13 protein-coding genes are annotated in these 10,295 nt (G+C 73.1%); 4 read left to right on the top strand and 9 right to left on the bottom strand.

The window, feature by feature from the left end; translation table 11 throughout:
- The coding region (locus AB0C21_RS34365; protein WP_500209927.1) for a maltotransferase domain-containing protein at positions 1 to 174 on the bottom strand (174 nt) is incomplete at its 3' end.
- Between the two features lie 223 nt (positions 175 to 397).
- Here AB0C21_RS34365 and AB0C21_RS34360 point away from each other — a divergent pair.
- A complete protein-coding gene (locus AB0C21_RS34360; protein ID WP_500209915.1) occupies positions 398 to 1,198 on the top strand; it encodes an SAM-dependent methyltransferase in 801 nt (266 codons plus the stop codon).
- 48 nt (positions 1,199 to 1,246) lie between these two features.
- Here AB0C21_RS34360 and AB0C21_RS34355 read toward each other — a convergent pair whose 3' ends face one another.
- From AB0C21_RS34355 to AB0C21_RS34330, 6 genes are read right to left on the bottom strand one after another with little or no spacing between them, the layout of a single operon-like run.
- Positions 1,247 to 1,990 carry a copper homeostasis protein CutC gene (locus AB0C21_RS34355; protein ID WP_500209913.1) on the bottom strand — a complete coding sequence of 248 codons (744 nt, stop codon included), beginning with the start codon at positions 1,988 to 1,990 and terminating at the stop codon, positions 1,247 to 1,249.
- Positions 1,987 to 2,928, bottom strand: a complete 942-nt coding sequence (locus AB0C21_RS34350; protein ID WP_500209911.1) for an asparaginase — start codon at positions 2,926 to 2,928, stop codon at positions 1,987 to 1,989. Before AB0C21_RS34350 ends, AB0C21_RS34355 begins: the two co-directional genes overlap by 4 nt.
- Positions 2,929 to 2,936: 8 nt before the next feature.
- On the bottom strand, positions 2,937 to 3,779 hold the full coding sequence (locus tag AB0C21_RS34345) for an amino acid ABC transporter permease (RefSeq protein WP_500209909.1): 843 nt from the start codon (positions 3,777 to 3,779) through the stop codon (positions 2,937 to 2,939).
- The gene (locus AB0C21_RS34340) at positions 3,776 to 4,420 is read right to left on the bottom strand and encodes an amino acid ABC transporter permease (protein ID WP_500209907.1); all 645 of its coding nucleotides are present in this window, start codon (positions 4,418 to 4,420) and stop codon (positions 3,776 to 3,778) included. Before AB0C21_RS34340 ends, AB0C21_RS34345 begins: the two co-directional genes overlap by 4 nt.
- A gap of 19 nt (positions 4,421 to 4,439) precedes the next feature.
- Positions 4,440 to 5,375: a glutamate ABC transporter substrate-binding protein gene (locus AB0C21_RS34335; protein ID WP_353821994.1), complete on the bottom strand. Its 936-nt coding sequence runs from the start codon at positions 5,373 to 5,375 to the stop codon at positions 4,440 to 4,442.
- A gap of 53 nt (positions 5,376 to 5,428) precedes the next feature.
- Complete coding sequence (locus tag AB0C21_RS34330) at positions 5,429 to 6,157, bottom strand: amino acid ABC transporter ATP-binding protein (RefSeq protein WP_500209904.1); 729 nt, start codon at positions 6,155 to 6,157, stop codon at positions 5,429 to 5,431.
- A 116-nt stretch (positions 6,158 to 6,273) separates the two neighbouring features.
- On the opposite strand from AB0C21_RS34330, the gene AB0C21_RS34325 reads away from it, so the two are divergent.
- On the top strand, positions 6,274 to 7,431 hold the full coding sequence (locus AB0C21_RS34325; RefSeq protein WP_500209902.1) for an ROK family protein: 1,158 nt from the start codon (positions 6,274 to 6,276) through the stop codon (positions 7,429 to 7,431).
- 5 nt (positions 7,432 to 7,436) lie between these two features.
- On the opposite strand, the gene AB0C21_RS34320 is transcribed toward AB0C21_RS34325, so the two are convergent.
- Positions 7,437 to 7,787, bottom strand: coding sequence for an STAS domain-containing protein (locus AB0C21_RS34320; protein WP_500209900.1), 351 nt, complete (start codon positions 7,785 to 7,787; stop codon positions 7,437 to 7,439).
- A 574-nt stretch (positions 7,788 to 8,361) separates the two neighbouring features.
- Here AB0C21_RS34320 and AB0C21_RS34315 point away from each other — a divergent pair.
- Positions 8,362 to 8,637 carry a sulfurtransferase TusA family protein gene (locus AB0C21_RS34315; RefSeq protein WP_500209898.1) on the top strand — a complete coding sequence of 92 codons (276 nt, stop codon included), beginning with the start codon at positions 8,362 to 8,364 and terminating at the stop codon, positions 8,635 to 8,637.
- A gap of 9 nt (positions 8,638 to 8,646) precedes the next feature.
- Here the strand turns inward: AB0C21_RS34315 and AB0C21_RS34310 are convergent, their stop codons facing one another.
- Positions 8,647 to 9,285, bottom strand: coding sequence for an FMN-binding negative transcriptional regulator (locus AB0C21_RS34310; RefSeq protein ID WP_500209896.1), 639 nt, complete (start codon positions 9,283 to 9,285; stop codon positions 8,647 to 8,649).
- Positions 9,286 to 9,337: 52 nt separating this feature from the next.
- On the opposite strand from AB0C21_RS34310, the gene AB0C21_RS34305 reads away from it, so the two are divergent.
- Positions 9,338 to 10,291, top strand: a complete 954-nt coding sequence (locus AB0C21_RS34305) for a DNA polymerase domain-containing protein (protein ID WP_500209894.1) — start codon at positions 9,338 to 9,340, stop codon at positions 10,289 to 10,291.
- Positions 10,292 to 10,295 lie beyond the last annotated feature (4 nt).

Genomic DNA, 10,295 nt, shown 5'->3' with positions numbered 1-10,295 from the left:
CGTCCGCAGCACCACCGCCGCGCCCAACCGCTCGTGCCCCTCACGGAACACCGTCGCCGACACCTCGACCGTCTCACCCACCACGGCCTTCGCCGGCCACCGGCCGCACCCCACCACCGGCGCCACGTCCAGGATGGGGATGCGGCCGAGCTCCGCCTCCAGCTTCACCTGCATGTGCACCGCTCCCGCTCGTCCCGCCGTCCCGGCCCCGTCGTCGCGCCGTCCCGGTCGCAGACATCCATGCCCCGTCCGCAACTCTCCGGCATCTTTGGAGCCACAAGATCAAGTAAAGAACCGCCCGAGCGCGGTGCGCGCGTCCGGGGTGGGCCGACTGATGGGCGGGCGGCTCGCCGCGGCGCTAGGTTGGGCGGAAACAGAAGATCCAGGAGGTGCCGCCGTGGCCGAGGGGCCGGAGATCGACACGCACGTTCCGCATTCGGCGCGGGTCTGGAACTACCTGCTCGGCGGGAAGGACAACTACGAGGTCGACCAGCGGGCCGCCGAGCAGTTCCGGGCGATGTTCCCGCAGATCGTCGACATCGCCCTCGCCGACCGGGCGTTCCTCGGCAGGTCGGTCCGCCACCTCGCGGGCGAGGCCGGCATCCGCCAGTTCCTCGACATCGGCACGGGTCTGCCGACCATGGACAACACCCATGAGGTCGCGCAACGCGTGGCGCCGGACGCGCGCATTGTCTACGTGGACAACGACCCCCTGGTGCTCACCCACGCGCGGGCCCTGCTCAGCAGCAGCCCCGAGGGCGCCTGCGACTACATCCACGCCGATCTGCGCGAACCGGGCGAGATCCTGGCGAAGGCCGCCGCGACGCTCGACTTCGGGAAGCCGGTGGCGATCATGCTGCTGGGCATCATGCACTTCGTCCACGACGACGGCGAGGCCCGGCGCGTCCTCGACGTGCTGCTGGACGCCGTGCCGTCCGGGAGCCACCTGGTGATGACGCACGCCACCCTGGACTTCGACGCGGGGGAGACCGCCCAGGCCGAGGCGCAGGAGGACTGGAACGAGAAGTCGGCCAATCCGATGGTGCCGCGCACGCGCGAGGCCGTCACCCGCTTCTTCGACGGCCTCGAACTCCTGGACCCCGGAGTCGTCTCCATGTCCAGGTGGCGTCCCGAGCACACTCCCTGGGGCGAGCCCGCCGAAGTGGCCGGATACGCCGCCGTCGCCCGCAAGCCCTGACCTCCCCGCGCGGGGGCGGACGGCCTGCGGGCGTCGGCGGACGGCGCGCTAGCCGGCGGCGCGGATCACCGAGGCGATGCCGTCGGACGTCGTGACGAGCCGCTGGTACTCCGGCCGCCGCAGTTCCCCGCCCATGAACGGGTACGGGTTGCGGTGCACGGCCGGGCTCGGCGCCTCGCTGAGCGCCGCGAAGTGGATCTCCCGGGCGCCGGTCGCCGCCACGACGCGCGCCACGTTGCGGTCGGTCACGCCGCCGCCGGGCATCACGATGATCCGGTCGCCGGCGTGCCGCACCAGCTCGGCGATCAGCGGCGCGCCCTCCAGCGCGCTCACGTCCTGCCCGGACGTCAGGACGCGGGCCACGCCGAGACCGGCGAGGAGGTCCAGCGTGCCGAACGGGTCGGCGGCCATGTCGAAGGCCCGGTGGAAGGTCACGGGCAGCCCGCCCGCCGCCGCCATGAGCCGCTCGACGACCGGGCGGTCGACCGCGCCCTCAGGGGTGAGCGCGCCGATCACCACGCCGTGCGCGCCCGCCTCCCGGACGAGCGCGACGTCGTGCTCCATCGCCGCGACCTCGTGCTCGTCGAAGATGAAGTCGCCGCCGCGCGGGCGGATGATGACGTGCACCCTGATCGACGACACCGCGGCCAGCGCGGCGCGGACCGTGCCCAGCGTCGGGGTGAGCCCTCCGTCGAACAGCGCCGCGCACAGCTCGACGCGCTGGGCGCCCGCCTTCTCGGCGGCGACGGCGCCCGCGACGTCGTCGATGCAGATCTCGTAGGTGAGGCTCACGTACGTCCTTCCGGGATGGTGCGGATCTCGCCCACCGGGCGCCCGCCGCCGAGGACGGGAACGGCGCCCAGCGGGTCGGCCGGGGTGGTGTCGGCGCCGAGCGCGGCGAGCGCGCGCAGCGCGATGGCGGTGGTGGCGCGGGGGCTGCCGTCGATGACCTTCACCGCGACGGCGCGGCCCTCGGCGGTGGCGGCGACGAACACGCCCTCCGCGCCGCCCTTGGCGACCGAGCCGGGCAGCGCCCGCATGAACTCGGTGTTGGCGTGGCCCGTCCCGCCCACGTACTCGGGGTGCTCGCGCATGGCGTCGGCGACCGGGCGGGCGTCCGGCGCCAGGACGAGGGACCGCGCGGCGCGGGCGAGGCCGGTGAGGGTGAGGCCGAACAGCGGTGCTCCGCATCCGTCGATCGCGACGGGCGAGGGGTCCTCCCCGGCGCAGTCGGCCATCACCTGCCGCACCAGCTGCTGCAGCGGGTGCGACGGGTCGAGGTAGGTGTCCAGGGGCCAGCCGTTCGCGACGCAGGCGGCGAGCATGGCGGCGTGCTTGCCGGAGCAGTTCATCCGCACCCGCGACTCGCCCTCGCCCGCCCTGATCAGCGCGGCCCTGGTCGCCTCGTCCTCGGGCCAGGACGGCGGGCACTGGAGCGCGTCCGCGCCGAGCCCCGCGTCCGCGAGGATCCCCTCGACGGCCTTGACGTGGAAGTCCTCGCCGGTGTGGCTGCCCGCCGCGATCGCGAGGCGCTCCCCGTCCAGCGGCGCGCCCGCCTTCAGGCAGGCGAGGGCCTGGAACGGCTTGGTCGTGGAGCGCGGCAGGACCGTCTCCTGGGCGGCGCCGCGCGCGTGGGCGAGGGAGCCGTCCGGGGCGAACCCGGCGACGCTGCCGTAGTGGCGGCTCTCGGCGAAGCCGTTGCGCACGACCTCGGCCAGTACTTCGTACATGTCGGTCCTCACGGTCGCGCCGCCGGGACGGCCTCGCGGACGGCGCGGGACGGACGGGTCCGCTGCCGCGCCTCCAGCGTCCGCGCGAGCTTGGCCAGCGACGCGTTGATCACCAGGTAGATCAGCGCGATCACCAGGTAGGTCTGGATGAGCAGGTGGTTGTAGTTGGCCAGGACCTTCCCGCTGTAGAGCAGTTCGGCGTAGCTGACGACGTAGCCGAGCGAGGTGTCCTTCAGCAGCCCGGCGGACTGGCTGACCAGCGACGGCAGGACGCGCCGCGCGGCCTGGGGCAGGACGACCAGCCGCATCGCCCGCCCGCGGGTCAGGCCGAGCGCGAGGCCCGCCTCCAGCTGCCCGCGCTCCACCGAGCGGATCCCGGCCCGGAAGATCTCCGCGAACGCCGCGGCGTTGGACACCGACAGCGGGACGACGAGCTTCCAGAACAGCGGGAGGTCGAGGCCGTACTTCGGCAGCGCGAACAGCACGACGTAGACCAGCAGCAGCGCCGGGACCGTCCGGACGACCTCCACGTAGGCCGCCGACGGGACGCGCAGCCAGCGCGCGGGCGACAGCCGCCCGAGCGCGAGCGCGACGCCGGCCGCCATGGCGAGGGCGATCGACACGGCCGCGGCGTAGAGCGTGGAGCGCAGGCCCTCCAGCAGGTACCGCCACATGGGCCAGGTCCCGTACGGGCGCCACCGGTCGGCGGCGAGCTGGCCGTTCTCGCCGAACTGGCGCAGCGCGAGCGCGACGAGGACGGCGCCGCCGAGCAGGGTCAGCGCGGTGGCGATCCGGATGCGGCGCCGGGCGCGCGGCCCCGGCTCGTCGAACAGCAGTCGCGAGGAGCTCATCGCAGGATCGCCAGCTTCCGTTCCAGTCCACCGGTCACCAGGCCGAAGACCGCCGAGAGCGCCATGTACGCCAGGCCCGCCGTCACGAAGATCCAGATCGGCCGCGCCTCGGCGAGGTTGACCCGGTTCGCGGCGGCGGTCAGCTCCACGACGCCGACCGCGGCGGCCAGCGCCGTGTTCATCAGCGTCATGATCGCGATGTTGCCGAGCGGCTGGACGACCGTCCGCAGCGCCTGCGGCAGGACGACCAGCCGCAGCGACTGGACGAAGGTCAGCCCGAGCGCGCGGGCGGCCTCGCCCTGCCCCGCCGGCACCGCGTTGATCCCGGAGCGGATCGCCTCCGCCGTGTACGCCCCCTGGTAGAGGGCGATCACGACGACCGAGGTGGTGAACAGCCCGGCGATCACTCCGATCTCCGGCAGCCCGAACACGGCGATGACGAGCCACACCAGCAGCGGGATGTTCTGCAGCACCTCGACGTAGGCCATCCCGGCGGCGCGCAGCACGCGCACCGGGCTGACCCGCATCGCGGCGACGGCGGTCCCGGCCGCGAGGGCCCCGGCGAGGGCCAGCAGCGTCAGCTCGACGGTGAGCAGGAGCCCGTCGCCGAACTCTCCGAGGTGGTCGGTGATGACGTTCATGACAGGGCGGGGCCTCCGCTCACTCCGAGCCCGGCGCGGAGCCGATCGCGGGCGGCTGCGGGGCCTCGCCCTGCACGACCGTCCCGATCGAGTTCTTCCAGACCTTCGCCCACAGGCCCGACTGCTCGATCTGCTTGAGCCAGTCGTTGACGAACTGCTTCATCTGCGCGTCGCCGTGCTTGAGGCCGATGCCGTACGGGTCGCTGGTGAACGGCTTGCCCTGGATCTGGATGGAGGGGTCCTGCTTCGCGGTCGCGAGCAGCACGGCCTCGTCCTGGACGTAGGCGTCGCCGCGGCCCTGCTTGAGCGCCTGCACGCACTCGGGGTCGCTGCCGAACGTGATGATCTTCGCGCCCGGGGCGGCCTTCTTGATGGCGGGGATCGCCGGGGTGTTGGCGCCCGCGATGACCGTCTTGCCCTTCAGGTCGGCCGGAGCCTTGATGCCGGTCTCGTCCTTCTTGGTGGCGATGACCAGGCCGGAGCTGTAGTACGGCCCGGCGAACGCGACCTGCTTGGCGCGTTCCGGAGTGATGCTGTAGGTCTGGAACACCACGTCCACGGTGCCGTTGGCCAGCAGCGCCTCGCGGGTCTCCGACGCCGAGTTGACGATCTTCACGTTGGGCTTGCCGATGATGTACTTGGCGAGCAGCCGGCCGAAGTCGGCGTCCAGCCCCTCGACCTTCTTGGTCGCCGGGTTCTGCTGGGACAGCAGCGGCGCGTCCAGCGAGCCGCCCACGACCAGCTCGCCGCGCTGCTTGATCTTCTCCATGGTGGAGCCGGCGGGCAGGTTCGCGGCGACCGGGGCCGAGGCCGCCAGGTCGTCGCCCTTGCCGCCGCCGGAGCCGGGCACCGCGGCGTCGGAGTCGCCGCCGGAGCAGGCCGCGAGGCCCGTCAGCGACAGCGCCGCGACCGCGGCCACCGCCGCCCGCCGCATCCCCGCAGGGGTACGCACCATGATCATCAACCTTTCTGGGATGGCGCGCCATGGGCGGCGCGCCGGGGGTCGCACTAGTGGCTGAGGACCTTGGCCAGGAAGTCCCGGGCCCGGTCGCTGGCGGGGGAGTCGAAGAAGGCGGCCGGCGCTCCGGTCTCGACGACCTCGCCGTCCGCCATGAACACGACGCGGTCGGCGACCCGGCGGGCGAAGCCCATCTCGTGGGTGACGACCACCATCGTCATGCCGTCGCGGGCCAGGCCCGTCATCACGTCGAGGACCTCGCCGACCATCTCGGGGTCGAGCGCCGAGGTCGGCTCGTCGAACAGCATCGCCTTCGGCCGCATGGCGAGCGCGCGGGCGATCGCCGCGCGCTGCTGCTGGCCGCCGGACAGCTGCGCGGGCAGCTTGCCCGCCTGGTCGCCGATGCCGACCCGGTCGAGCAGGTCGCGCGCGGTCCGCTCTGCCTCGGCGCGCGAGACGCCGCGCACCCGGGTGGGCGCGAGCATCAGGTTGTCCAGGACGGTCTTGTGCTGGAACAGGTTGAACGACTGGAAGACCATGCCGACGTCGGCGCGGAGGCGGGCGAGAGCGCGCCCCTCCTCGGGCAGCTCCTCGCCGTCGATGCGGACGACGCCCGCGTCCGGCGTCTCCAGCCGGTTCAGGCACCGGCACAGCGTCGACTTGCCCGACCCGGACGGGCCGACCACCACGACGACCTCGCCGCGGGCGACGTCCAGATCCACGTCGCGCAGGGCGGTGTGGGCGCCGAAGCGCTTGTACAGGCCGCGAACCTCGATCATTCGGTCACCTACGTTCCAACTTCCTTCGAAATCGAAGTCAACGAGGACCATAGAACGTCAAATCGACGTAAGTCAACGCGTTGCCGTACCAAGTTCGCGCATGCTATCTATCTGGGGTGCGCAACAGCAGAGACGACGGACCGGCGGCACTCGTGCGGCTGGTGGCGACCGGCCAGGCGGAGTCGCGGGCCGAACTCGCCCGGCTCTCCGGCCTCGCCGCCTCCAGCGTCTCGCTGCGGGTCGAGCAGCTCATCGAGGCCGGCCTGTTCGCCGAGGAAGGCGCCGGGGCCTCGCGCGGGGGCCGGCGGCCCCGCCGCCTTCGGCTCGCCCGCGCGGTGGGCGTGTACCTGGTCGCCGACCTCGGCGCGCACCACGCCCGCCTCGCGGTCGTCGACCTCGCGGGGACGCCCCTCGCGCTGGCGGACCTGGCGTGCGACATCGCCGTCGGGCCCGAGGAGACGCTGACGGCCGTCCTGGCGGGCCTGCACGACCTCGCCCGCGACCACGGACTGCAGGACGTCCCGGTCCGCGGCGTCGGGATCGGGCTTCCCGGGCCGGTCGACCCGGCGACGGGCCAGGTCGTGTCGCCCTCGCGCATGCCCGGCTGGAACGACTTCCCCGTCCGCGACTACGTGACCGGCCGCGTCGGCGTCCCGGCCCTGGTCGAGAACGACGCCAACCTCATGGCCGTCGGAGAGCACCGCGGCTCATGGCCGGCCCTCGACAATGTCATGGTCATCAAGCTCGGCAGCGGCATCGGCTGCGGCGTCATCGTCGACGGGCGGCTGCACCGGGGCCGCGGGGCGGCAGGCGACATCAGCCACGTCCGGATCCTGTCGGAGGCCACGGTCGACTGCTCCTGCGGCCACCCCGACTGCCTGGAGGCGCACGCCAGCGGCGCCGCCCTCGCCGCGTCCCTCGCCGCCCAGGGCATCGAGGTGGACAACCCGTCCCGGATCGTCGACCTCGTCGCGGACGGCGTCCCGCAGGCGACCAGCGCGGTGCGCACGGCCGGGCGCCTCATCGGCGACGTGCTGACCGCGCTCGTGAACTTCTTCAACCCCGACGCGCTCGTCATCGGCGGCAGCCTGTCCAACGCCGAGCCGCTCGTCGCGACCATCCGGGGCGTCATCTACGAGCGGTGCCTGCCGCTCGCCACCCGCAACCTGGAGATCGCCACCTCCCGCGCGGGCCGCGACGCCAGCATCCTCGGCGCGGGCCACCTGCTCCTCGGCGTCGCGGACGAGTGGATCGACCGCGCCCTGGAACGCTAGCCGGGTCAGCCGCCCGCCGACGCGGCCAGCGCCTCGCGGGCCGTCGCCACGTCCGGTGCGATGGCGACCCGGCGCTGCAGCCCGGCCACCTCCGACACCCGGCGCACGATCCCGCGCGGCGGCAGCACCACCCACATCGGCACGCCCAGCTCCGTCGCGCGCATCTGCGAGCGCGTGATCACGTTCAGCCCGTTGGAGTCGCAGAACGTGCAGCCGGTCAGGTCGAGGATGAGGGCGGGCGTCCCGGAGTCCAGGAGCCGGACGGCCTGCGCGAGGACCGCCTCGCCGTTGCTGAGGTCGACCTCGTCCGGGAACGTCAGCGTCCCGCAGGTCTCCGTGCGCTCCACTCGTCCCACTCCGAGATCCATGACTCGCCCCAAAGCCGATTTCCTCACCTGGATGACAACGGGGGGTACTCCACTGCGACTGTAAGCTCCAAAGCTGGACGAAACCTGAAAGAAAGAGTCAAGTCTAGGACCTCCCTCCGCCATATCGCCGACGATCTCGTTCACTCGCGTTTGATCCCGTTTTGTCGCGTTGGGGGACCGCGCCGGAGCCGCCGGACCGCGCCGCCGCCCGGCGGCCGTCCACGTCCCGCGACGCGGAGGCGAACGTCGCCGAGCGCGTCGGCGCGAGCAGTGCAGCCCACTCCAGGCCCGTCCTCTTTCCTGAGCTTTCCTGACCGGATACGAACTTGACGCTCAGGACCTCGCTCCGGATGACCCGCGCCTGGAATCCTTGATCGAAATGTGCGCCGCGACGGACGCCGTCGCCATCGCGGGCGCCCCGGCCGGCCGCGTCGTCGCCCAGGCGGGGGCCCGGAATCGGGCGGGGTCGTCCAGGCCGCGCCGGACTGACCACCGCCCTTGTCACACTAAAGCCCTATATTTCCCACTGCGTCCTGCTAGCCTCGCGGACCCGGGGGTGGGAATGAGCTCGAATCCGGTCGTCATCGACGGCGGCGACCGCTCCTGCGTGCGCCTCCTGCTCGAACTGCGCGGCCATATCGCGGACCTGGCCCCCGGCACCGTCGTCCACCTCATCGCCGCCGACCCGGCGGCCCCCATCGATCTTCCCGCCTGGTGCCACCTGACCGGCCACGACTACCTGGGCTCGGTGGACGGCGCCCCCACGCCCACCTACGCCCTCCGGGTGGCGGCCGACGCCCGCCCCACCTCGCCGGAATCCCCCTGGCGCCCCCGCTGACCCGCCGCGCTACCCCTCGCGACCCCTTCGCCCCGTCGCCGTCCGAACCGCGTCCGCCATAGCGGTGTCGCCCTGAGCCCGGTAGCCCTCGACCACCCCGGCGATATCGGCCTCAGGGCGGTTCTGGCTCATCTTCGCCTTGGCCTCGATGCGGGTGATGACCAGTTCGAGGCCCACGATCGCGCGCAGCTGACCGGCGACGAACGCGGGCGGGGCGTCGTCGACCGCCCAGGACGGGTCGCGGCCCTGCTCGTGGCGCTCGGTCAGGCGGCGCACCATCGACTCCACCCACGCCGGGTCGTCGTGCACGACGAGGCGGCCGTAGACGTGGGCGGTGAGGTAGTTCCACGTCGGCACCACGCGCCCGTGCTCGGCCTTGGACGCGTACCAGGACGGCGACACGTAGGCGTCCGGCCCGTGGACGATGAGCAGCGACTCCCCGGCCGCGGGCTCGCGCCACTGGTCGTTGTTGCGCGCCACGTGCGCCAGCATCGCGCCGTGCTCGCCCACCGACGGGTCGTACAGGACGGGCAGGTACGTCGCGATCAGCCCCCGCGGGGAGGCGGTGACGAGGTCGGCCGCCCCGCAGCCGGCCAGCAGTTCCCTGACCTCGGCGTCGTCCGCCGAGAAATGCGCCGGTACGTACATGGACGCGACGCTATCCCACGGCGCTGTCGGAGCCGCGTGCGAAGCTGGACGGGTGAGCGGCGAAGAAGAGCGCGACGGGGTCCGGCTGACGAACCTCGACCAGTCCCTGTTCGAGGGGGCCGACGCGACCAAGCGCGACCTGGTCGACTACCTGGACGCCGTCTCCGGGCGCCTGGTCCCGCAGCTGGCGGGCCGTCCCCTGTCGGTCAAGCGCGTGCTGCGCGGCCAGAAGCCGTTCATGCAGAAGAACACGCCGAAGTACACCCCGCCCTGGGTCCGGACGGTGACGGTGTGGGCGCAGACCTCCCAGCGCGAGGTCTCCTACGCGCTGTGCGACGACCGCCGCACGCTGCTGTGGTTCGCGAACCAGCGCGCCGTCGAGTACCACCCGCCGCTCGTGCGCGCCGACGCGTGGGACGCGCCCACCCACCTGGTCATCGACATCGACCCGCCCGTCTCGGACGACTTCGGCGCCGCGGTCGCCGCGGCCCACCTCGTCCGCCGCGCGATGGACGACTCCGGCCTGCGGGGCGCCGTCAAGACCAGCGGCGCGAAGGGCGTCCACGTGTTCGCTCCCCTGGACGGCGCCACGTCCACCGAGGACGTCGCCGCCGCGACCCGCGCGCTGGCCGTGCGCGCCGAGCTGCTCGACCCGGGCCTCGCCACCACGGCGTTCATCCGCGAGGACCGCGGCGGCAAGGTGTTCCTCGACTCGACCCGCGCGGGCGGCGCGACCGTCGTCGCCGCCTACAGCCCGCGGATCCGGCCCGGCGCGCCGGTCTCCTTCCCGGTGTCCTGGGACGACCTCGACAGCGTGGCGCCGCAGGACTTCACGATCAGGACGGCCGCCGCCCTGCTCGCCGACCGCGACCCCTGGGCCGACCTCATGCCCGAGCCGCAGCCCGTCCCCGCCGACCTCGTCGAGCAGGGCCGCACGATCCCGGTGGCCCGGGTCCAGGCGATGCACGAGGGCAAGCGCCGGGCCCGGGCCCGCCGGAACGGCTAGCGCG

The sequence above is a fragment of the Spirillospora sp. NPDC049024 genome, assembly GCF_040649235.1.
Taxonomy (GTDB): Bacteria; Actinomycetota; Actinomycetes; order Streptosporangiales; family Streptosporangiaceae; genus Spirillospora.
Note: the sequence above shows the minus strand (reverse complement) of the source record. Positions and strands in the feature narration are given on the sequence as shown.

What these genes read in the sequence shown, in the direction of transcription:
- AB0C21_RS34340 (WP_500209907.1), bottom strand. Translation starts at nt 4,420, where the DNA reads ATGAACGTCATCACCGACCACCTCGGAGAGTTCGGCGACGGGCTCCTG.
- AB0C21_RS34330 (WP_500209904.1), bottom strand. Translation starts at nt 6,157, where the DNA reads ATGATCGAGGTTCGCGGCCTGTACAAGCGCTTCGGCGCCCACACCGCC.
- AB0C21_RS34315 (WP_500209898.1), top strand. Translation starts at nt 8,362, where the DNA reads ATGAGCTCGAATCCGGTCGTCATCGACGGCGGCGACCGCTCCTGCGTG.
- AB0C21_RS34345 (WP_500209909.1), bottom strand. Translation starts at nt 3,779, where the DNA reads ATGAGCTCCTCGCGACTGCTGTTCGACGAGCCGGGGCCGCGCGCCCGG.
- AB0C21_RS34335 (WP_353821994.1), bottom strand. Translation starts at nt 5,375, where the DNA reads ATGGTGCGTACCCCTGCGGGGATGCGGCGGGCGGCGGTGGCCGCGGTC.
- AB0C21_RS34350 (WP_500209911.1), bottom strand. Translation starts at nt 2,928, where the DNA reads ATGTACGAAGTACTGGCCGAGGTCGTGCGCAACGGCTTCGCCGAGAGC.
- AB0C21_RS34310 (WP_500209896.1), bottom strand. Translation starts at nt 9,285, where the DNA reads ATGTACGTACCGGCGCATTTCTCGGCGGACGACGCCGAGGTCAGGGAA.